The following is a 20,409-nucleotide window of genomic DNA, read 5'->3' as shown; positions in this document are numbered from 1 at the left end:
AGAAAATAACAGAGTTTTTTTCACATAATATTAACAAGAAAATCAACAAGTAATCCACAAGTTTTCCACAGATTGTGGATAATTTCTGGGGATAACTCCTTATAATCATTTAAATAATATCAGATGGTGTGGAAAACTGCAATAATTATCCCAAAACCTTTCCACACTTCATCGGGTAAATATCCACAATTCATATTACTATATTGCTTGACCACCTTTTTTATATAAGCTATAATTATTTTAGTATTCTGCCTTCCCTTTGTAGACATCCAAGGAGGTGTTTCTTAATGAAACGAACCTATCAACCAAAGAAAAGACAAAGAAAAAAAGAACATGGTTTTCGTAAACGCATGAAAACTAAGGCGGGACGAAATATCCTTCGTAACAGAAGAAGAAAAGGTAGAAAAACACTTTCTGCTTAAAGGCCGCACTATGTGGCCTTTTCTACCTTTTTGAATTTTTTTGACAAAATTCGCCTTGTGAATAACATTTATGTATCGTAATAAATGACTGATTAAATAGTTTATAGCTAATAATTAACTGACAATAATGTTAGAAACAATAGATGGTTAGAAAGATGAAATAGCTATCATTTGTTATTACGAAGGAGTTTTGGTTATGTCCCAAATAGTAACTCTTAAAAAAAATTATCAATTTAGACGTGTATTTAGATACGGCCAATCCTATGCAACCAAGTATATAGTGTTATTTGTTTTGGAAAATTCTCTTAATATTAATCGTGTTGGTTTTTCTGTAGGTAAAAAAGTAGGAAATAGTGTAACTAGAAACAGGGTTAAACGGTTACTGCGAGAAGTTTATCGTTTAAATAACCCCAACATGATGCAGGGATATGATCTGATTTTATTGGCCAGATTTAGAGCTGACGAATTAGATTATCATAAATGTCAGAGGGAATTTATAAGATTAACAAAAAAGTCTAAATTATTACAAAAAAATGTGATATGATAAAAAGTGAAAAATATCTTAATATAAGGTTGAATACTTTATGATTAAAAAAATTATCTTCATCTTTATCAGAGCTTATCAAAGGATAATATCTCCTGTTCTACCTAAGTCCTGTCGTTTCATACCCACATGTTCCGAATATGCCATCCAGGTTATTGATAAATATGGAATTTTCAAGGGTGGTACCATGGCTTTTAAAAGAATCATAAAATGTCATCCATTTCACGAAGGTGGTTATGATCCTGTCGAATAAACTCTTGTGACAGTAATAGATCAAGTTATGAATATCTAGGATAGTATCAGGGAACAATTTCTAGTTTAAGAAATCTAGAAAAAATAACGGAAAAAGATGTTGTTTTGATTCGATAAAAAGAAGGAGGAAGTTTATGTTAGATCCAATTATTTCAGTCCTGGGCAGTATTCTCAGCTTTTTTTATGAACTAACCGGCAGTTATGGACTTGCTATTGTAATATTGACAATTGGAGTTAGAGCTTTAACTTTTCCATTAATGGCTAAACAAATGCAATCTACTAACAAAATGCAAGAATTACAACCTGAATTGAAAAAATTACAGGAAAAATACAAGGACGATAAAGAAACACTTAATAAGAAAACAATGGAGTTATGGAAAAAACACAAAGTTAACCCAGCAGCTGGTTGCCTGCCTTTGATTGTACAGATGCCCGTATTAATTGCTATGTTTAGATTACTTCGTGATTACCAACAATTTTTAGGTGATGTAGACCCTGTATTCCTAGGTATTGACTTAAGTCAATCAGATCCTTTCTTTATCTTGCCAATACTTGCAGGTGGTACAACATTTTTGCAGCAAAAGCTAACTATGACAAGCCAATCTAATTCATCAATGATGATGATCATGCCCTTTATGATAATTTTTATCAGCTCTACGTTACCAGCAGGGCTTCCTCTATACTTCGTAGTGGGTAATATCTTTTCCTTGATTGCACATTTGGTTATGAAGAAGAATAAACCCGAGACCCAAAAAGAAGGGGGAGCTAATCAGTAATGAGCCAGGTTGAAGTTACTGGTAAAACGGTAGAAGAGGCTGTAGAAAAGGGTCTATCTGAGCTGGGTATAGAACGGAACCTAGCTGATATTGAGGTAATTGAAGAACCCTCAAGTGGATTATTAGGTTTTATTGGTGCTAGACCGGCATTAGTTAAAGTTACAAAAAAATTTGATCCAGTAGAACTTGCCAGTGAGTATTTAGAAGGAATTTTGGATAGAATGAGGATACCGGCAACTGTAGAGTTAAAAGCTCAAGCAAATCAAGAAATTCATCTTGAAATAAAAGGTAAAAATTTAGGAGTTATAATAGGAAAAAGGGGTCAAACATTAGACTCATTACAGTTTTTGACTAATTTATATTTAAATCAAAAGATGCAGGGTTCTAACCATTATATAATTTTGGATGCGGAAAATTATCGAGATAAACGCAAAAAAACCCTACAGAAATTGGCTGAAAACCTGGCTTCAAAAGTAAAGAGGACAGGTAAAAAAGTTATGTTAGAGCCAATGAACCGATATGAGAGAAAGATTATTCACACCAGTTTGCAAGATCATGATGGAATCACTACTTTTAGTGAGGGTACAGAACCTAATCGAAAAGTAGTGATTAAATTGCAAGAAAAGTAGTGCAGATTCACTTAAACAAAAACCGCCTTTAGGGGCGGTTTTCTTATAACTTGGTTATTGCCAATAGACTATAAATAATAATAGAGGTGATATAGATTGACTGAGGATACCATCGCAGCATTATCTACTCCTCCTGGAGAAGGTGGCATAGCAGTCATTAGAGTAAGTGGTCCAGATAGTCAAAATAAAGTGAAACAGATATTTAGAAGTTCACGAACTGATGGAAACTTTAATAATAAGAAGATGTATCATGGTCAGATCGTATCGCCAGAAACCAATAGAATTTTAGATGAAGTTTTAGTTGTATTTATGAACAAGCCCTATACTTACACTTGTGAAGACGTAGTTGAAATACATTGTCATGGTGGAATGGTACCAGTTAAAGAGATCTTACAATTATTGTTTAGTTACGGTATTAGACCAGCTGAACCTGGTGAGTTCACAAAACGAGCTTTTTTAAATGGTCGTTTGGATTTAACGCAGGCGGAAGGGGTTATGGACTTAATTACCTCTAAGACAAATAACTTAAAAAATGTTGCTATAAATCAACTACAAGGAAATCTTAAACAGAAAATAGATAGATTAAGAGATGATTTAGTATCTGTAATGGCAAACTTAGAAGCGAGAATTGATTTCCCCGATGAAGATATTGATGTAGAGGATTATCATGAATTAAAACATAGAATTGACAATGCCAAGGTTGACATAAACAATTTGATTGCAAGTTACGATAAAGGCAAAATAATTAGAGAAGGAATCAAAACTGTTATTGTTGGGAGACCGAATGTAGGCAAATCTTCTTTATTAAATCTACTCTTGGGAGAAGAACGTGCTATAGTCACAGAAATTCCTGGAACTACCAGGGATGTTTTAGAAGAAGTGATAAATTTAAAGGGAATCCCTTTGCGCATAATAGATACTGCCGGAATTAGGGAATCTGAAGACAAAGTAGAACAAATTGGAGTTAAACGTACTAGAGATTCTATGGAGCAAGCCGATATTATTCTGGTTGTAATAGATTCTTCTCAGGAATTAAGCCAGGAGGATAAACAAATCTTGACAATGGCTCAGGATAAAACTTCTTTACTTGTATTAAATAAAACTGATCTCCATGAAAAACTTGATATAGATGAAATTGATAAATTAGTCTCCCAAATACCAAAAGTGCGGATTTCTGCGCTTAAAGAAGAGGGTCTGGATAAATTGGAAGAACATATTTCTGAATTGGTTTTTGGTGGGCAAGTTATGCAGACGGAGGAATTAGTAATTACAAAAGCTCGCCATTTTCATTCTCTTGACAAAGTTAAGGAAGCTCTAAGTTCAGCAGAAGAAAATATCAAGGCTGAAATGAGTGAGGATTTAATTGCTATAGATATAAAAGAGGCTTATGATTACTTAGGTGAAATCACAGGTGAAACTGCTTCAGAAGAACTTGTAGATCGAATTTTTAATGATTTTTGTATTGGAAAGTGAGGTTGTTAATATGGCCTATTATGGTGGCAATTATGATTTAATTGTAGTGGGCGCAGGACATGCTGGCTGTGAAGCCGCTTTAGCTGGTGCTAGAATTGGGGCTAAAACTTTGTTATTGACTTTAAATTTAGACCAAATAGCTCTAATGCCATGTAATCCTGCTATTGGAGGTCCGGCAAAAAGTCACATTGTCAGAGAAGTTGATGCTTTAGGGGGAGAAATGGGCAAAAATATAGATGATACTGCTATTCAATTTAGGATGTTAAATACCCGCAAAGGTCCAGCTGTTCAGGCTTTGAGGGCTCAAGCTGATAAAATTAAATATCAAGAACGAATGAAATACATTTTAGAAAATGAAGAAAATCTCCTTCTCAAACAAGAAACAGTTAATCAGTTAATGATAGAAGACAATCAAATTAAAGGTGTCGTTACTAAAGATGGCACTTATTATTATTGTGAACAACTCGTGATTACCTCAGGAACTTATTTAAAGGGAAGAATTATAGTAGGGGATGTAGACTACTCTGGAGGTCCTAATGGCCAGCAAGCTGCCTATGGTTTATCAGAGGACTTTAAACAGCACGGAATTTCTTTAATGAGATTTAAAACAGGGACTCCTGCTAGAGTGTATAGAAAAAGTTTGAATTTCGATGAAATGGAGATTCAGCATGGGGATGATTATCCCTGGAGATTTTCTTTTTATCATAGTTCTGAAAGACTGAAACAATTGCCATGTTATTTAACTTTCACTAATTATGAAACCCATAAAATAATTAATGATAGTTTAAGTAGATCTCCTCTTTATTCTGGAAGAATAGAAGGTACCGGTCCAAGATATTGCCCCTCTATTGAAGATAAAATTGTTAGATTTCCTGACAAATCACGACATCAACTATTTTTAGAACCTGAAGGATTAAATACTCAGGAATACTATGTTCAGGGAATGTCAACAAGCTTACCATTAGATGTTCAGGAAAGGATGCTCAGAACTATACCTGGTTTAGAAGAAGTTGAAATAATGAGACCTGGATATGCTATAGAATATGATTGTATTGACCCAACCCAGTTAGAATTAACTCTAGAACACAAACAAATATCTGGATTGTTTTTTGCTGGTCAAATCAACGGTACTAGTGGGTATGAGGAAGCTGCTGGTCAAGGAATTTTAGCAGGAATAAATGCAGCTCAAAAAATTCAAGGTAAAGAGCCTGTTATTATCAAACGTAGTCAAGGTTATATAGGAGTATTAATTGATGATCTTGTTACAAAAGGGACTCAAGAGCCATATAGGATGTTAACTTCCCGCGCCGAATATCGTTTGATACTGAGACAAGATAATGCAGATTTAAGGCTAACCGAACTTGGTTATCAAGTAGGGCTTATTAAAGAAGGCAATTATCAAAAATTCAAAGAGAAACTAGAGAAGATAGAAAGCGAAAAAGAGAGGCTTAAATCAATTAAGTTAACACCTAATAAAAATGTACAAAACTTTATGGAAGAACACAATACCTCTGGGTTAAAAAAACCTACAACCTTATTTCACATCTTAAAAAGGCCAGAAATTTCATATGAAGCACTGGAGTATTTCGATGAAACAAGACCTGATTTACCTTTAGAAGTTACAGAACAAATTGAAATACAAATTAAGTATGAGGGATATATCGATAAACAAGTGGAACAGGTGCAAAGGTTTGAAAAGTTGGAAGCTCGTTTAATTCCTGATGATATTGATTATAGTCAAATTTCAGGTTTGTCAATAGAAGCAAGGGAAAAATTGCAAACGTACAGACCCAGATCCGTAGGGCAAGCAAATCGGATTTCTGGAATAGACCCTTCAGATATTTCTGTGTTGATGGTTTATCTTGAACAACTGAAACAGCGTGCGGACAGGAATCAGGCCAGTCATGATGATTCAAATACAGAGACAGGTGAAAATGATGACTAATTTATCTAACTTATCTGACAAGATTAAGCAGTGGGGAGAAACAGCTCCAAAGGAAATAGATGAAAGTTTTATTGTATATAAAGAAGAGTTACTGGACTGGAATAAAAAATTTAATTTAACACGTACCACCAGTGACCAAGGGATATATTTAGAACATTTTCTTGATTCTTTAATTCCCTTGAAATATACAATTATTGACGATTATGAAACTATGTTAGACTTAGGGTCAGGACCTGGTTTTCCTGGATTACCTCTAAAGCTGGCAAAACCTGGAATAAAGACCTGTCTTTTGGAATCTAATTTTAAAAAAGTTAGGTTTTTAAAGGCACTCATAAGGAAACTTGAAATCCCTGAGATTGAAGTATATCATGTAAGGGCGGAGGAATTGGCTCATGATCAATTACATAGGAATGGTTACTCTTTAGTTGTTAATAGGGCTGTGTCTTCTTTGAATGTGGTTTCAGAAATATCACTACCTTTTCTTAACAGGGGTGGGCGATTGTTGGTTTGGAAAACTGTTGAGCAGTTTGAAAATGAACAAAAAGAGGCTCAAGCTGCTTTAAAGTTGTTAGGTGGTTCGATAAAAAACACCTTTGAATATCAATTGTCAAAAAATCGTAATCCTTATTTAATAGTAGAAATAGAAAAGACTGGTTTAACCCCGGATAAATATCCTAGAAATGTGGGAATACCGCAAAAGAGACCTCTAAGTTAACTTTTGTTTATACTTTTTTGGCAGGAATTTTTCCTTTAATAATAGAAGGAAAATATTTGCTAGCTGTTGAAAGGTGGTGAACTTATTGTAATGAAAGAATCCTGGGCAAAGTTATTGGGAATTTCGAGTGGTGAGGAAGAGAGTGAACTTGAGGAAAACATCCAAGAAGTTCCCATGGAAGAAATTGATCCCAATCCGTACCAACCACGGAGAGAGTTTGACGAAGAAAGATTACAAGAATTAATGCAGTCAATAAAAACATATGGGTTGCTACAACCAATTGTAGTTAGAAAAGTAGGAGAGCGTTATCAAATTGTTGCTGGAGAACGTCGTTACATGGCATTACAAAGATTAAAAAGAGAAAAAGTTTCTGCTATCGTGAGAGAATTAAGAGATAGTGCTATGGCTGCCCTTGCTATGATTGAAAATATTCAAAGGGAGAATCTTAACTTTATCGAAGAAGCCGAGGGCTATCAAAAGCTAATAAACGAATTCGGTTTGACCCAGGAAGTCCTTGCTCAAAGATTAGGTAGAAGTCAATCAACAATTGCAAATAAATTAAGATTGTTAAAGCTTTCAGAAAATGTAAAGAAAAAGTTGAGCACCTCTAATTTAACAGAGCGACATGCGCGTTCACTATTAAAACTTCCCAATGAAGAAATGCAGGTCGATTTATTAAACCAAATAGAATCGGAAAATTTAAATGTTAAACAAACCGAAGAAAGAGTCAATATTATGCTTGATATTGAAGAAGATACGGATGATAATGGACAAGCCAAGTCAAAAAAGAGAACTAAACGTCCAGTAATTAGAGATCTACGTATATTTTTAAACACCATAAGACAAGCGGTGGATGTAATCAAAGATTCGGGGCTGGAACCTGATGTTTCAGAAGATGATTATGATGATAGGATCGAAATAAAGATAGTTTTACCTAAAGATGCTAATAAACAAAAATAATTTAAATTTATAACAGGCAACTTTTAAAATTGCCTGTTTTTTTCTTGTTTTTTTATGTATAATGTTTTATGAAGAACTTTATATTTAATAGCATATCTCGAAAGGAGAAGTAGTATGCCACGAATTATTGCTATTACAAATCAAAAGGGCGGAGTAGGTAAAACAACAACTGCTGTCAATTTAAGTGCGGGTTTAGCTCACAGTGGAAAAAAAGTTCTACTGTTAGATATCGATCCGCAAGGTAATTCAACTAGTGGAGTAGGGGTAGATAAGAACAAATTAACAAGTTGTATGTATGATTCATTAATAAACGAGACACCTGTACACAATATTGTTGTAAATACAGAAATAGATGGACTGATGGTGGCTCCTGCCACAATTGACTTAGCTGGTGCTGAAATTGAGTTAGTTCCTACTATAAGCAGAGAAGTTAAATTAAGAAATTTGCTTAGGGATATACATATGGATTTAGACTATATAATTATAGACTGCCCTCCTTCTCTGGGATTATTGACTGTTAACGCACTTACTGCTTCAGATTCCGCCTTAATTCCTATTCAATGTGAGTATTATGCCCTGGAAGGTTTGAGCCAATTATTAAATACAATTAAGCTCGTTCAAAATCATTTGAATACTGCCCTAGAAATTGAAGGAGTTTTACTCACTATGTATGACTCACGTACTAATTTAAGTGCTCAAGTGAGTGAAGAAATAAAAAACCACTTTAAAGATGATGTATATAAAACTGTCATTCCTAGGAATGTGAGATTAAGTGAAGCCCCTAGCTATGGACAACCTATTATTACATACGATAATAAATCTAAGGGAGCAGAAGTATATTTACAACTTGCCGAGGAGGTATTGGCTGTTGAGTAAAAAACGGTTAGGAAAAGGTTTAGACGCGTTAATCCCTGAGTTAAAGGAAGAACCTACAAAAGAACAAAGTGAACAGAGAGAAGAACTGCCAATTGAACAACTAGAACCGAACCCTCATCAGCCTAGAAAAGAATTTTCGGATGAAGCCTTAGAGGAATTAGCAAATTCAATTAAGGCCCATGGAGTCATACAACCAATAATTGTAGTGCCTCAAGGAAATAAATATGTCATTGTAGCAGGAGAAAGGAGATATCGTGCAGCAAAACAAGCTGACCTTGCAACTATTCCTGCTATTATAAAAGATTTCTCCGAAACACAAATGATGCAAATAGCTTTGTTAGAAAACATTCAAAGGGAAGATCTAAATCCCATTGATAAAGGGGAAGCCCTTAAAAAATTGATCGATGAACATGGACTTACTCAAAATCAACTATCAAAGGAATTAGGAATCGGCAGATCTTCTTTAGCTAATATCCTCAGGATTTTGCAATTAGAGCCAAAAGTAAGCAATATGGTAAGAAAAGGTGTCTTAACAGAAGGGCATGCAAGAGCTTTGCTATCATTAAAAGGGGATGAACAAATACAACTAGCTGAAGAAATATCACAAAAAGGTTTTAGTGTTAGGGAGACGGAAAAAAAAGTTAAGGACTTACTTAAAAAAGACAAGGAAAAACCTAAAAGAGATTCTTCAAAAGATCCTTTTATAAATGACATTGAAGAAAAGTTAGCACAAAGACTAGGTACGAAAGTACAAATTAACAAGGGAAAAAAGAAGGGAAAAATTGAAATAGAATTTATTAGTAATGATGACTTAGAAAAACTGATAGAGCTACTATCAAAGTAAGAAATAATAATTGCTTATTGTTTCACGTGAAACAATAAGCAATTATTATTAATCAATACCTGGGTATTTGAATATAATTGAAGTAGGGACAAGATATAAACTTCCCCGGTCAAGGATAAGTAGAAAATTTCAAAATGTGGAAGGAAAATTCAGTTTTATGTAGAACCTTAAATAAATGCGTAAAACATTTTGTATAATACTAGCAATTATTTTTGACACAAACGTTGCATCCACATGGTCCTTAATTACACTACAGATTAACAATAAAAAATTTTGATAGCCGGGGAAAAAGGGTGGTGAACTATGAGAAAAACCAAACCCAGAAGTAACACCTTTACAATCATGTTGATTCCGCACTCTGAAAAATCTAGTTTTTCTATCAAACTACCTATATATGTATTCCAAGGTCTAGCTTTTGTACTTGTGTTATCAGTTGTCCTAGTCATCAATATGGTGGGCAATTATATGAGTATGACGGATAAAGCTACTGAAGCAGTTGAACTTAGAGAAGAAAATCGAAAACAACAAGAAAAAATTGATAAATTTGCACAAAAAATTGAGTCCTTTGAAGATGAGATGAAACAAATTGCCAAGACTGAACAGAGAGTAAGGGAAATACTAGACATGGAAGAAGTTGAGGGGGACTCTTTGTTGGCCCAAGAGGGGGGAAATGAATCTCAATCAGAAAAAAAGATTCTTAGCTCGGGACAGGACTTAGACGATAAAGCTTTTCAAGCATCAAGTACTGCCGAACAAGCTGGTTATACAATACGCAAACTAGCGGGTCAATTACCTGACAAACAAATTGACATGGAGGAACTGAAGGAAGCTGCAGTGGAAAAAGAAGAAGAAAGGATGCATACTCCTTCTAAACCACCAGTTAATGGTCGTATCACATCAGGGTTTGGAACTAGGTCAAATCCACTGACTGGTCGTAGAGAATTCCATGAAGGTGTTGATATAGCTGCGAGCCACGGTACTCCTGTTCGTGCCCCGGCCAACGGACAAGTCGTTTATCGAAGCTACCGTGGTGGATATGGGAATTTGATTATAATTGATCATGGATATGGGTATACAACCTATTACGCTCATTTATCTGACTTTAATGTCAGCCGAGGGGAACAGGTAGAGAGTGGAGATATAATCGGATATGTAGGAAATACAGGTAATAGCACAGCTCCTCATTTACATTATGAAGTGCATGTGAACAATTCTCCTGAGAATCCCCGGGAATACATGACGGAATAGCTAGTCCATAAGGAGGAATAATATGTTCAAAAAAAAGCAGTCTCCCCAACAAGATAAAGTGGATACTATTATAGGGCATGGAACAGAATTTAAAGGGAATATTTCTGCTAAAGGCATTGTAAGAGTAGATGGAAAAATAGAAGGGGAAATTGCCACAGGGGATAATTTAATTGTGGGAGAACAGGGAAAAGTTTATGCTAATATTAAAAGTAAAAGCGTGACGATTGCCGGTGAAGTACATGGTAATATGGAATGTTCTGAAAACCTGGAGATATTGTCTACAGGGAAATTATTCGGTGATGTCAAAGTTGCTAACTTATTTATAGATGATGGGGCGCTCTTTGATGGTAATTGTGAGATGAAGCAAAAAAAGGAGCAAACAAAACAGCAGCAACAATAGTTTAACTAATGATCAATTTTTAACCTTAGGTACAGACTCTGTCTGTACCTTTTTTATATAATGATTTGTTGCCCATGAGATTCCTCTGCTAATAATCACTGATAAATTGGTGACTTCATATAATCTGGTGTTTTGAAGAACCATGTACTCCATGAAGCCCCCAACATTAACGATTCCTGAAACGTGACAATTACCTACAGGCTCAAGGTCTTTTTTTACGCCTGCACCTGGCTTCACTGGTCCTTCCTTAACAATCACTTTGCCAACATTACCTGGTTTACCTAAACAAGCATCTACAGCTATAATATAAGGACTTTTCAGCTCTTTATTTAAATCCAATAAAGTTTCTGTTATATTTGTGGCATGAACTGGAGATTCTAGAGTTCCTTTAATTGTAATATCACTAGTTGTGATTTTATTTAGACGGCTTCCGATCAATGGACCAAGAGAATCACCTGTGGACCTATCTGTACCGATACAGACAACCGTTATGTCTTTGGGTTGAGGTTGGTCTTTTTTCAAAATATTAAACAAAGATTTACTAATTAAGTGTGATTTTCGTAACGACTTCCCAGATATTTTAGAATTCATATCATCAGGGGAGTTAGGCATGGTACAAGCTCCTTTCGTAAATACTCTGCTGTATTATTATTCCCTTTTTTCAAGAAGCTATACTTATAAAAAACAGGAAAATCAAATTTGGAGAAGAATTTATATTTGAGGGGGGATATCAATGGATATAGAGGAGATTAAAAAGAAATATCAGGAGACAATGCAGTATATTGAAGATAAAGAGTTTTCCAATGCAGAGAAAGAACTGGAAAACATAATAGAAACTAAACCAGATTTTGCTCCAGCGTATAATAAGTTGGGTGTAGTGAAAGCTCGACAGGGTGAATTGGATTCTGCATTAGAATGTTTTAATAAAGCAGCAGAATTGTGGCCAGAATTTTCTGCTCCCTATAGTAATGTTGGGAATGTTTACATGGAAAAAGGCGATGATATAACTGCTGAAAAATACTATAAACATGCATTATCTATAAACGAACAAAATCGAATCCCTTATAATAACTTAGCTAGAATTTATAAAAAAAGGCGACAGATTGGGAAATTTATTAAGTATCAAAAACTTTCCCATAAACATAGTGGACTTGATGGTGATCACGAGGTGTTTAAGCACTACTTTAATGAAGATGTACCAGAGTCATTAAAAAAAGGGGGAGTCACAGGTTGCTTCACAATGGGCGGAATACTTGGAATAATTATGGTTACAGCTCTGATACTAATAGGAGTTCTAACAAGCTAGCTAAATCTAAAGAAGCAAACTCTAAGAAAAAATATTTTTTAATTTTGTTACTGGCTTTCCTGATATCAGGGATATATTTAATAGCGGCAAGATTTCCTTATTTAGCTAACCCATATCAATATTTTGGGGGTGGGCCTGAAATCACAGAAGTTAGTTCGTTGAACTTAACTCAGCTAGGAATTAATCGAGGAGAAATAGAGGCCCTGGGATTTTTGGAAACGGAAGAGCATTGGTATGTAAAGTTAAAAAGTAACGAAGAACAAACATTGTTAATTTACGATCAAAATTTAGATGAAGTTGCACAAATTTCAACTAGCTCAGGAGAGTTATTTACTGCAACAGAAAGTGTTGCTAAATTACAGAATGATCGATTGACAATTTATAATGGGATGGGAGAAAAACGAACTGAATTATCAGTTAGCAAGAATGATGAACTATTATTTTTTTCTGATGATTCGGTTGCTTTTGTAACTACTGATATAAATACTGATCATGGTGAAATTGAATATAGTGACAAACTTAGATTTTATGACCTGATAGCCGAGGATTTTATTGAACTTGAGTTTGACGAGCAAGCTATACTTCACTTGAATCATTACTCAAAAGACCACCGTCAAATTCTAACATACACGACTATATCTTTAGATAAACTTCCCGAAAATAAATTGAGTTTTTACGAAGTTGAGCATCTTGAATTTCAAGATAATGCTATTGAGTTGCGGGAAGAATATAGTTTAAATTCAACGCCCATAGGTGTTTTTAATCATGGTGATTATCTGCTTGCATTAAAAGAAACAGAAGTTTTAATATTTGAGGATTATCAATTAAAAGGCCTATATGAGAGCGACCATAAAATACGTGGATCTAGATCATGGGATTCTAAACGACATTTTTTGGTTGAGGAATTGGTTATCGGTGAAGGGGTTGAAGATCGGTATAAAAAAATAGTTATGATGAATCACCAAGGAGATGTCAAAAATGATATACAACTAAGAGGAGAATTACTTGATTATAATTACTCGGATATAACGGATAGCTTTTTACTAGCTGATGAAAATTCCTTATACCAGTTAAATAAAGGTCAAGAATATATCCATAGGGCGCCTTGGAAAGGAGCATCACAGGGTACTTTTACTAATAACTGCCGCTACTTTTTTGGATTAATAGAAGACGAATTAAAGCTCTTTGAGATTTCTGGACACCAATAAGAACAGCTTGCAATTATATCAAACTTTCATAATATCTCAAGATTAATTCATATAATGTTATGAATTGATCTTGGGGGGCTGTTAATGAATATCATAGACTTGGTGGTTATGCTAGGATGTGCCTGGTATGGTATTATCGGTTTTGCCCGTGCACTGAGTATTAGTATAGCGAGTGTAGTAGGCCTATTTTTTTCAATACTTCTGGCGACATTTATATCCAGGCCGTCAGCAAAAACAATTGCACAGAAAGTTGACTACGAAGTCGAGACGGTCTTAGGAACTGAACAAATCAACTTGGATTCTCTTCTAGAGCTAGGTATAGGGGAGAATGCTATTAAAAGCTGGTATTTTATAAATGAAGAACAGCAGGAAATGGTGCCTGTCCAGTCTCTTAGTACTGGAGAAATTGAATATGTATGGGAAGTTCCCGTTGATGATTTTGTAATATTTTTTTTAGCAAATTTAGTTTGTTTTTTGATTGTATACTTTGTATGTCAAAAGTTAGTTGGTATTATACTAGATGCAGTATCATTTAGAAATAGACTTAAAACAAAGAAACTAGGTAGGAAACCTCCCAAAGGTAATTCGTGGTTGGGAGCTGCCTTAGGAATAGTTCATGGCTGCTTGGTAATGGGAGTATGGCTTTTTTTGCTTTGTCTCTTGATTCCCTTTGGAGGACCTTATACTTTAGTTAGCGAAGTTCAAAACTCCTACATTGGATTTACATTACTAGAAACCATCACAAATTTTTGGAATTGAAAACAGCTGGGAGGTGACCAAAATGGAATATGATTTAAATCAAGTGGTACGGATGAAGAAACCACATCCGTGTGGAGCAAATCTATGGAAGATAATTCGCTTAGGAGCCGATATTAGAATAAAATGTCTAAATTGTGGCCGTAGTGTCATGATCCCCAGGGCAAAATTTGAAAAACGGGTTAAAAAAATATTGTCACAAGATGAAATTGATCAGGGACTGTCTGAACTAAAGGAAAAGAATTAAATCTAAAAGGTCTAACCATTGACGGTTTAAGGTTTAAAGGGGGTTAAACAGAAATGTCTATTTTAAAATGCGGGATAATTGGTTTACCAAATGTGGGAAAATCAACTTTATTTAACGCATTAACAAATGCCGGGGCTGCTGTTGCCAATTATGCTTTCTGTACAGTGGATCCCAACAAAGGAATAGTAGCAATTCCTGACGAACGATTAGAACAAGTTAAGTATTGTGCAGGTTCCCCCGAAAAGACTGAAGGTTCCATAGAATTTGTCGATATAGCTGGCTTGGTCAAAGGGGCCAATCAAGGAGAAGGTTTGGGAAATCAATTTTTATCCCATATTCGTGAAATGGATGCATTAATTCACGTATTAAGGGGCTTTGAAGACGAAAATGTAGGACATATCTATGGACAACCTGATATTCATGAAGATTTAGAAGTTATTAATTTAGAGCTTATTTTGAAGGACTTAGAAACAATTGATCGCAGACTTGAAAAAACTGAAAAAATGTTAAAAACTAACAAAAAAATATATCATGAAGAATTTGAAGTACTCAATTATATTAAAAAACAATTAGAACAAGGTCATAATATTAAAGATCTTAAATTGGCTGACAAAGAGAGGAAGTTCATTGACTATCTTAATTTGCTAACTCAAAAACCCGTATTACATGTGATAAACGTTAGTGAAACAGCTTTTTCTAATTTTGAAAAAAGACAAGCTCTTGAAAAGTATCAGCAAAAGATAGAGCAAACACAAGGAGGAGAATGTTTGGCAATATCGGCTAAGTTGGAGTCAGAATTGTTAGAGTTGGATCCTACTGAAAAAGATGAATTTTTAGAGGAGTTCAATTTAACTGATTCAGGATTAAACCGACTAATAAAAAAAGCATATCAGTTACTTGACTTAATAACTTTTTTCACAGCTAACGAAAATGAAGCCCGGGCCTGGGCTATTAAACGAGGTACCAGAGCAGTCAAAGGGGCTGGCCAAATACATTCAGATATGGAAAAAGGTTTTATAAAGGCTGAAGTTATCAATTGGGAGGAACTGGTAAATTGCGGAAACTTCCCCCGTGCTAAAGAAGAAGGGAAATTGCGTTTAGAAGGTAAGGACTACATAATACAAGAGGGCGATGTGATAACTTTTAGATTCAATGTTTAAACTTGAAAATCCATTTGTAATATGGTATCATCAATTGTTGTATTCCCTGCTCTATTTTTATTAATAGGGCTTTAATCCAGAGGGAGGAGGTGAAGTTATGAGAGCTTATGAAGTTGTGTATGTTTTAACTCCGGACTTGGAAGAAGAACAGGTTGAAGAAAAACATAACGAGTTTAAATCAGTAATTGAGCGTTATGGTGGTGCACCTGGTGAAATCGATGTTTGGGGCAAACGACGCTTAGCTTATGAAATCGATGATTACCAGGAAGGAATTTACGCTTTAAGGAAATTCCAAGGAGAGAATCAAGTGCTTACGGAGTTAGAGCGCTCTTTAAAAATGGACGAATCAATATTGAGATATTTAATTGCTCGCGATGAAGATGCATAAAAGAGTATTCTCAGTTTAAATAACTTACGGAATTTGATTTTAGGAGGTCTTGCCTTGCTTAATCAGGTAGTTCTTATCGGTAGGCTAACGAGAGACCCGGAATTGAGGTATACCCCGGGTAATGGTGTGGCTGTCTGTAACTTTGGGTTAGCTGTTCAAAGACCATTTACAAATAGACAAGGAGAACGAGAAGCAGATTTTATCAATATAGTTACCTGGAGAAAAGTAGCTGAACAATGTGCCAATCATTTGGGTAAAGGTCGCATGGTTGCTGTAAGTGGACGAATACAGATGAGAAATTACGAAACTCAGGAAGGTCAAAAGCGTAGAGTTGCGGAAGTTGTGGGTGAAAATGTGCAATTTTTGGACTGGCCCAAAGGTAGTTCCGGCGGTTCAAACAGCTATGGAGGGCAAGATTCCGGTGATACTCAAGTAGAAGGCGATGAATTTGGAATTGGCGGTGAAGAATATCAAGTAGAAGACGATGATGTGCCGTTTTAAAACTGGCATAAAGGAGGGAGATAAACTTGGCCCGTAGAAGAAGGCGAAATAAAGTCTGTAGTTTTTGTGCAGAAAAGACTACAACTGTAAGTTATAAAGATTTAGACCGACTTAAAAAATATATTACTGAGCGTGGAAAAATTTTACCGCGCAGAATCAACGGAAATTGTGCTAAACATCAAAGACAGTTAACTACTGCTATCAAAAAAGCAAGGCAGTTAGCTTTACTTCCGTACACTGTTGAAAACTAAGCATTTTAAGCATTAGGACAATACCTGCCAATACAAGCTAATACAACTATCATGAGGGGGCAATTTTGCTCCCTCTTTGTGTTTGGCTGTATTTAGGTTTGATACATCTAATACTTTCAATTGAAGACTTTTACAGTATCAACTACTAAATATCACAGTGTCTTGTGTTTAAAGACAGGAATTCTACTTATCTTGGCGAATTATACTTAGGCGGGTGGAAATAAGGAGAGGTAGGAGGCTAAAGGATGAGCTGGAAAAATGAAAGTGGTAATATAGCGAAGAATATTCGTTTTTTAGAATGGCTTAAGGGAGAACTAGTTGAATCAGTAGGAAAGCTATTTAAGGCACTCATAGAAGGATCTGAAAAGTTAATACTAGATGCCTTGACAGGTATTTTAATTACAGTGTATTTACTGGCCAAAAGAGTGGGGATTGATTTTGACGATCTGGAAGCAGCTTCAATTGAGAAAATTGATGATCAAATAGAAAAAGGTCATGAAGCTGAGAGTTGGTATGGTGATTTAAGTGCCCTCAAGTCATATCTAGATAATCAAAAGAGGTGACTGCATGACTGGTCCTGACAATACAAAAAATATAGCAGAAGGAGCTATCCTAACTGCCTTATTTCTAGTACTTGCCATCCTAACTTATTATACTCCATTGTTTATTTTGTCTTTTGTGATACTACCAACTCCCTACGTAGTGATTATGGTACGTACCAATTTTAAAATTTTTCTAATGGCTGCTATTGTAGGTTTGGCAGCACTATTTACAATAGTAGACCCTGTATTTGCACTTAGTATGGGGATAACTGCCTTACTAATTGGAGGAGGTCTAGGCTACGCTTTTAAAGCAGGGTGGAAAGCTTCAACAGCCATGGTTATGGCAACAGTAGCCATTTTAGCAATATTTCTGGCTTTTTTTGGACTCATACAGCTGGTTTTAGATATTGACCTGTTTCAAGAAATGTTAGTTACCTTTGAAGGAGCATTCAAAAGTCAAATAGAGATTTTAGAAATGATGGGTGCCCCTGAAAGTCAAATTGAAGAGTTACAAGATGTTAAAGAAATTATCAGGGAAAATGTTGTGATTTTTATCCCTGCAAGTTTGGTCGCTGTTTCAATTATTCTAGCTTATTTACAAAATCTAATAAATGGTAAAATTTTGGAAAAATTAGGGTATGTAATAACAAAACTTCCAAATTTCAGGGATTGGCGCTTCCCTCCATTTTTTACCTGGTTTTATATAATTTCTGCCTTTATGCTTCTTTTTCAGCTTGACCTGCATGGATACTGGGGCATGTTAGCAGCCAATTTATTTTTAATATCTAATTACATCCTGTTAATTCATGGTTTAGCTTTTGCTTATTGGTTTCTCAATGAAAAAAAAGGTTTCTCAAATATCTTGATTATAGTAATATTAATTATAGGGCTAGTTATGCCTATCTTAAATATGCTCTTAGTTCTGATAGGAATAATTGATCAACTCTTGAATTTAAGGGTTAAATTAGAAAAGCAGTAATTACACAGAAGGAGGTTATTAAGATGAAGGTTATTTTAAAACAAGATGTTAAAAAATTAGGAACAGCAGGAGAAGTTAAAGAGGTCAGTGATGGCTATGCTAGAAATTTTTTAATTCCAAGAGGTATAGCTGTTGAAGCAAGCAAAGGACATATGAAAGACTTAGAACTTCAACGCAAACAAGAGGAAGAAAGGCAGCAAAAATTAAAAGAAGAAGCTGAAGAGTTAAAACAAAAATTAGATAATGAAAAAGTTGTTATTTACCAGAAAACTGGAGATGAGGGAAAACTATTTGGTTCTGTAACCAATAAAGATGTAGCTGAAGAACTTAAAAGCAAAGGATACACTGTAGAAAAAAAGAAAATTGAAATGGAACCTATTAAGTCCTTAGGGACACATAAAGTACATGTTAAACTACACCCCGAAGTCACTGTAGATATAGATGTTCAGGTATCAGAAAAAAAGTAAAATAAATCAATACAGTATGGAACAAATTTTAGAAAGAAGGGATAGGAGTGGCTGGTATAACAGATCGAATTCCACCGCAAAATATAGAAGCTGAACAATCAGTTCTTGGTGCGATGTTACTTGATGGTGAAGCTATATCATCCGTGACGGAATTTCTCAGACCAGGTGATTTTTACAAAGAGGCTCATGAAAAGATATTTAGAGCGGTGGTTTCCCTGGCAGAAAACAATGAGCCAGTAGATTTAGTTACTCTTTCAGAACAGTTACGCAATGAGGGGCTGCTAGAAGAAGTTGGTGGTGCATCATATTTGGCTGACTTAGCTAATGCGGTGCCCACAGCAGCCCATGTTCATTATTATGCAAAAATAGTAGAAGAAAAATCTTTGCTCCGCCAACTAATCTCAGCATCAACAAAAATTGTTAGTATGAGTTATGAAGATCCCGATGAAGTTGATAAAATTCTTGACGAAGCAGAAAAACTTATTTTTGAAGTTAGTCAAAAGACTACTACTCAGGATTTCGTTCCAGTGAAAGAAATTTTAATGGAAACCTTTGATAACATTGAAAATTTATATCATAATCAAGGGAATGTTACAGGACTTCCTACTGGTTTTATTGATTTAGATCAAAGGTTGTCAGGGTTTCAACCTTCTGATTTAATCATTCTTGCGGCTAGGCCTTCCATGGGTAAAACAACTTTGGCCTTGAATATGGCTCAACATGTATCTATTAGAGAGTCCCGACCAGTGGCAATTTTTAGTTTAGAGATGAGTAAAGATCAACTGGTACAAAGAATGCTATGTGCCGAGGCTAATATCGACGCCCATCGTTTACGTACAGGTGATTTAACAAGTGAAGACTGGCCTAAACTAACCAAAGCTATTGGACCGATATCAGAGGCACCTATATTCATTGATGATACGGCTTCTATTTCTGTAATGGAAATGAGGGCTAAGGCCAGACGATTAAAGGCAGAGCATGGATTAGAGGCAATATTTATTGACTATCTGCAATTAATGCAGGGTCATCAGAACCCAGAAAACAGACAGCAAGAAATTTCACAAATTTCCAGATCATTGAAGTCTCTAGCTAAAGAATTAAATGTACCTGTCATAGCTCTTTCTCAGTTATCTAGAGCGGTTGAGCAAAGACAGGACAAGCGTCCAATGTTAAGTGATTTGCTTGAATCAGGTGGAATTGAAGCTAATGCTGACGTTGTATTATTTATTTACAGAGATGGTTATTATAATAGTGAAAGCGAAAAACCAAATATAGCAGAGGTAATAGTTGCCAAACAAAGAAACGGTCCTGTAGGAACTGTTGAATTATTTTTCAAAAATGACTTTAATAAGTTCTTAAATACTGAATATAGATATGATGAACAGGTAGAATGAATAATACAAGGGAATACTCCCTTGTATTATTTTGTTTATGGAAATTAACGGTTATATAATAGAGTTTATTTGGAGGAAGTCTCTCAATAGTATAGAGCTTAGTTCCCGAACGAATAAATTTTAAAT

General features: G+C 35.1%; 26 protein-coding genes. 25 read left to right on the top strand and 1 reads right to left on the bottom strand.

The features are described from left to right. Positions 1 to 287 precede the first annotated feature (287 nt). The 13 genes from rpmH to NTHER_RS14765 all read left to right on the top strand — a co-directional run bounded on the left by rpmH (position 288) and on the right by NTHER_RS14765 (position 11,084). Positions 288 to 422 (top strand): 50S ribosomal protein L34, encoded by a 135-nt coding sequence (gene rpmH / locus NTHER_RS14820; RefSeq protein ID WP_012449313.1) that lies wholly within the window; start codon positions 288 to 290, stop codon positions 420 to 422. 196 nt (positions 423 to 618) lie between these two features. Next, entirely contained in the window at positions 619 to 966 is a 348-nt protein-coding gene (gene rnpA, locus NTHER_RS14815; protein WP_012449312.1) for a ribonuclease P protein component, read from the top strand. A 40-nt stretch (positions 967 to 1,006) separates the two neighbouring features. Continuing rightward, positions 1,007 to 1,219 (top strand): membrane protein insertion efficiency factor YidD, encoded by a 213-nt coding sequence (gene yidD, locus NTHER_RS15740; RefSeq protein ID WP_012449311.1) that lies wholly within the window; start codon positions 1,007 to 1,009, stop codon positions 1,217 to 1,219. Between the two features lie 133 nt (positions 1,220 to 1,352). Continuing rightward, entirely contained in the window at positions 1,353 to 1,994 is a 642-nt protein-coding gene (locus NTHER_RS14810) for a YidC/Oxa1 family membrane protein insertase (protein ID WP_012449310.1), read from the top strand. Beyond that, positions 1,994 to 2,623: an RNA-binding cell elongation regulator Jag/EloR gene (jag, locus tag NTHER_RS14805; protein ID WP_012449309.1), complete on the top strand. Its 630-nt coding sequence runs from the start codon at positions 1,994 to 1,996 to the stop codon at positions 2,621 to 2,623. Before NTHER_RS14810 ends, jag begins: the two co-directional genes overlap by 1 nt. Positions 2,624 to 2,719: 96 nt before the next feature. Next, positions 2,720 to 4,096 carry a tRNA uridine-5-carboxymethylaminomethyl(34) synthesis GTPase MnmE gene (gene mnmE, locus NTHER_RS14800; protein WP_012449308.1) on the top strand — a complete coding sequence of 459 codons (1,377 nt, stop codon included), beginning with the start codon at positions 2,720 to 2,722 and terminating at the stop codon, positions 4,094 to 4,096. Positions 4,097 to 4,106: 10 nt separating this feature from the next. Continuing rightward, positions 4,107 to 6,041, top strand: a complete 1,935-nt coding sequence (gene mnmG, locus NTHER_RS14795; protein ID WP_012449307.1) for a tRNA uridine-5-carboxymethylaminomethyl(34) synthesis enzyme MnmG — start codon at positions 4,107 to 4,109, stop codon at positions 6,039 to 6,041. Next, positions 6,004 to 6,756: a 16S rRNA (guanine(527)-N(7))-methyltransferase RsmG gene (rsmG, locus tag NTHER_RS14790; protein ID WP_012449306.1), complete on the top strand. Its 753-nt coding sequence runs from the start codon at positions 6,004 to 6,006 to the stop codon at positions 6,754 to 6,756. Before mnmG ends, rsmG begins: the two co-directional genes overlap by 38 nt. Before the next feature lie 90 nt (positions 6,757 to 6,846). Next, on the top strand, positions 6,847 to 7,716 hold the full coding sequence (gene noc / locus NTHER_RS14785) for a nucleoid occlusion protein (RefSeq protein ID WP_041367231.1): 870 nt from the start codon (positions 6,847 to 6,849) through the stop codon (positions 7,714 to 7,716). A 114-nt stretch (positions 7,717 to 7,830) separates the two neighbouring features. Then, a complete protein-coding gene (locus NTHER_RS14780) occupies positions 7,831 to 8,592 on the top strand; it encodes a ParA family protein (RefSeq protein ID WP_012449304.1) in 762 nt (253 codons plus the stop codon). Further along, positions 8,585 to 9,436, top strand: coding sequence for a ParB/RepB/Spo0J family partition protein (locus NTHER_RS14775; RefSeq protein WP_012449303.1), 852 nt, complete (start codon positions 8,585 to 8,587; stop codon positions 9,434 to 9,436). Before NTHER_RS14780 ends, NTHER_RS14775 begins: the two co-directional genes overlap by 8 nt. Positions 9,437 to 9,739: 303 nt before the next feature. Further along, positions 9,740 to 10,684 (top strand): M23 family metallopeptidase, encoded by a 945-nt coding sequence (locus NTHER_RS15500; RefSeq protein WP_012449302.1) that lies wholly within the window; start codon positions 9,740 to 9,742, stop codon positions 10,682 to 10,684. Between the two features lie 22 nt (positions 10,685 to 10,706). Further along, a complete protein-coding gene (locus tag NTHER_RS14765) occupies positions 10,707 to 11,084 on the top strand; it encodes a bactofilin family protein (protein ID WP_012449301.1) in 378 nt (125 codons plus the stop codon). A gap of 12 nt (positions 11,085 to 11,096) precedes the next feature. Here NTHER_RS14765 and yyaC read toward each other — a convergent pair whose 3' ends face one another. Continuing rightward, the gene (gene yyaC, locus NTHER_RS14760; protein ID WP_012449300.1) at positions 11,097 to 11,696 is read right to left on the bottom strand and encodes a spore protease YyaC; all 600 of its coding nucleotides are present in this window, start codon (positions 11,694 to 11,696) and stop codon (positions 11,097 to 11,099) included. Positions 11,697 to 11,817: 121 nt separating this feature from the next. Between yyaC and NTHER_RS14755 the strand changes: the two genes are divergently transcribed. The 12 genes from NTHER_RS14755 to dnaB all read left to right on the top strand — a co-directional run bounded on the left by NTHER_RS14755 (position 11,818) and on the right by dnaB (position 20,283). Then, positions 11,818 to 12,390, top strand: a complete 573-nt coding sequence (locus NTHER_RS14755) for a tetratricopeptide repeat protein (RefSeq protein WP_012449299.1) — start codon at positions 11,818 to 11,820, stop codon at positions 12,388 to 12,390. Continuing rightward, positions 12,315 to 13,598 carry a hypothetical protein gene (locus NTHER_RS14750; protein WP_041367230.1) on the top strand — a complete coding sequence of 428 codons (1,284 nt, stop codon included), beginning with the start codon at positions 12,315 to 12,317 and terminating at the stop codon, positions 13,596 to 13,598. Before NTHER_RS14755 ends, NTHER_RS14750 begins: the two co-directional genes overlap by 76 nt. Before the next feature lie 84 nt (positions 13,599 to 13,682). Then, positions 13,683 to 14,357, top strand: a complete 675-nt coding sequence (locus NTHER_RS14745; RefSeq protein ID WP_012449297.1) for a hypothetical protein — start codon at positions 13,683 to 13,685, stop codon at positions 14,355 to 14,357. A gap of 22 nt (positions 14,358 to 14,379) precedes the next feature. Further along, on the top strand, positions 14,380 to 14,601 hold the full coding sequence (locus NTHER_RS14740) for a DUF951 domain-containing protein (protein ID WP_012449296.1): 222 nt from the start codon (positions 14,380 to 14,382) through the stop codon (positions 14,599 to 14,601). 53 nt (positions 14,602 to 14,654) lie between these two features. Beyond that, entirely contained in the window at positions 14,655 to 15,761 is a 1,107-nt protein-coding gene (ychF, locus tag NTHER_RS14735; RefSeq protein ID WP_012449295.1) for a redox-regulated ATPase YchF, read from the top strand. 97 nt (positions 15,762 to 15,858) lie between these two features. Then, positions 15,859 to 16,149: a 30S ribosomal protein S6 gene (rpsF, locus tag NTHER_RS14730; RefSeq protein WP_012449294.1), complete on the top strand. Its 291-nt coding sequence runs from the start codon at positions 15,859 to 15,861 to the stop codon at positions 16,147 to 16,149. 54 nt (positions 16,150 to 16,203) lie between these two features. Then, on the top strand, positions 16,204 to 16,650 hold the full coding sequence (locus NTHER_RS14725; RefSeq protein ID WP_012449293.1) for a single-stranded DNA-binding protein: 447 nt from the start codon (positions 16,204 to 16,206) through the stop codon (positions 16,648 to 16,650). A 26-nt stretch (positions 16,651 to 16,676) separates the two neighbouring features. Further along, complete coding sequence (rpsR, locus tag NTHER_RS14720; protein WP_012449292.1) at positions 16,677 to 16,901, top strand: 30S ribosomal protein S18; 225 nt, start codon at positions 16,677 to 16,679, stop codon at positions 16,899 to 16,901. Positions 16,902 to 17,146: 245 nt separating this feature from the next. After that, positions 17,147 to 17,464 carry a MazG-like family protein gene (locus tag NTHER_RS14715; RefSeq protein WP_012449291.1) on the top strand — a complete coding sequence of 106 codons (318 nt, stop codon included), beginning with the start codon at positions 17,147 to 17,149 and terminating at the stop codon, positions 17,462 to 17,464. A gap of 4 nt (positions 17,465 to 17,468) precedes the next feature. Next, on the top strand, positions 17,469 to 18,422 hold the full coding sequence (locus NTHER_RS14710; protein ID WP_012449290.1) for a YybS family protein: 954 nt from the start codon (positions 17,469 to 17,471) through the stop codon (positions 18,420 to 18,422). Positions 18,423 to 18,445: 23 nt separating this feature from the next. Next, positions 18,446 to 18,889, top strand: a complete 444-nt coding sequence (gene rplI, locus NTHER_RS14705; protein ID WP_012449289.1) for a 50S ribosomal protein L9 — start codon at positions 18,446 to 18,448, stop codon at positions 18,887 to 18,889. 47 nt (positions 18,890 to 18,936) lie between these two features. Next, on the top strand, positions 18,937 to 20,283 hold the full coding sequence (gene dnaB, locus NTHER_RS14700) for a replicative DNA helicase (protein WP_012449288.1): 1,347 nt from the start codon (positions 18,937 to 18,939) through the stop codon (positions 20,281 to 20,283). The last annotated feature ends 126 nt before the right edge of the window (positions 20,284 to 20,409 follow it).

Origin of the sequence: Natranaerobius thermophilus JW/NM-WN-LF, assembly GCF_000020005.1 — a bacterium.
Lineage (GTDB): Bacteria > Bacillota > Natranaerobiia > Natranaerobiales > Natranaerobiaceae > Natranaerobius > Natranaerobius thermophilus.
This window is presented reverse-complemented; position numbering and strand designations above follow the sequence as displayed.

What these genes read in the sequence shown, in the direction of transcription:
- NTHER_RS14765 (WP_012449301.1), top strand. Translation starts at nt 10,707, where the DNA reads ATGTTCAAAAAAAAGCAGTCTCCCCAACAAGATAAAGTGGATACTATT.
- NTHER_RS14755 (WP_012449299.1), top strand. Translation starts at nt 11,818, where the DNA reads ATGGATATAGAGGAGATTAAAAAGAAATATCAGGAGACAATGCAGTAT.
- ychF (WP_012449295.1), top strand. Translation starts at nt 14,655, where the DNA reads ATGTCTATTTTAAAATGCGGGATAATTGGTTTACCAAATGTGGGAAAA.
- jag (WP_012449309.1), top strand. Translation starts at nt 1,994, where the DNA reads ATGAGCCAGGTTGAAGTTACTGGTAAAACGGTAGAAGAGGCTGTAGAA.
- rsmG (WP_012449306.1), top strand. Translation starts at nt 6,004, where the DNA reads ATGATTCAAATACAGAGACAGGTGAAAATGATGACTAATTTATCTAAC.
- yyaC (WP_012449300.1), bottom strand. Translation starts at nt 11,696, where the DNA reads ATGCCTAACTCCCCTGATGATATGAATTCTAAAATATCTGGGAAGTCG.
- mnmG (WP_012449307.1), top strand. Translation starts at nt 4,107, where the DNA reads ATGGCCTATTATGGTGGCAATTATGATTTAATTGTAGTGGGCGCAGGA.
- NTHER_RS14780 (WP_012449304.1), top strand. Translation starts at nt 7,831, where the DNA reads ATGCCACGAATTATTGCTATTACAAATCAAAAGGGCGGAGTAGGTAAA.
- noc (WP_041367231.1), top strand. Translation starts at nt 6,847, where the DNA reads ATGAAAGAATCCTGGGCAAAGTTATTGGGAATTTCGAGTGGTGAGGAA.
- NTHER_RS14710 (WP_012449290.1), top strand. Translation starts at nt 17,469, where the DNA reads ATGACTGGTCCTGACAATACAAAAAATATAGCAGAAGGAGCTATCCTA.
- NTHER_RS15500 (WP_012449302.1), top strand. Translation starts at nt 9,740, where the DNA reads ATGAGAAAAACCAAACCCAGAAGTAACACCTTTACAATCATGTTGATT.
- NTHER_RS14745 (WP_012449297.1), top strand. Translation starts at nt 13,683, where the DNA reads ATGAATATCATAGACTTGGTGGTTATGCTAGGATGTGCCTGGTATGGT.
- NTHER_RS14715 (WP_012449291.1), top strand. Translation starts at nt 17,147, where the DNA reads ATGAGCTGGAAAAATGAAAGTGGTAATATAGCGAAGAATATTCGTTTT.
- rpsF (WP_012449294.1), top strand. Translation starts at nt 15,859, where the DNA reads ATGAGAGCTTATGAAGTTGTGTATGTTTTAACTCCGGACTTGGAAGAA.
- NTHER_RS14740 (WP_012449296.1), top strand. Translation starts at nt 14,380, where the DNA reads ATGGAATATGATTTAAATCAAGTGGTACGGATGAAGAAACCACATCCG.
- rnpA (WP_012449312.1), top strand. Translation starts at nt 619, where the DNA reads ATGTCCCAAATAGTAACTCTTAAAAAAAATTATCAATTTAGACGTGTA.
- rplI (WP_012449289.1), top strand. Translation starts at nt 18,446, where the DNA reads ATGAAGGTTATTTTAAAACAAGATGTTAAAAAATTAGGAACAGCAGGA.
- yidD (WP_012449311.1), top strand. Translation starts at nt 1,007, where the DNA reads ATGATTAAAAAAATTATCTTCATCTTTATCAGAGCTTATCAAAGGATA.
- NTHER_RS14810 (WP_012449310.1), top strand. Translation starts at nt 1,353, where the DNA reads ATGTTAGATCCAATTATTTCAGTCCTGGGCAGTATTCTCAGCTTTTTT.
- rpmH (WP_012449313.1), top strand. Translation starts at nt 288, where the DNA reads ATGAAACGAACCTATCAACCAAAGAAAAGACAAAGAAAAAAAGAACAT.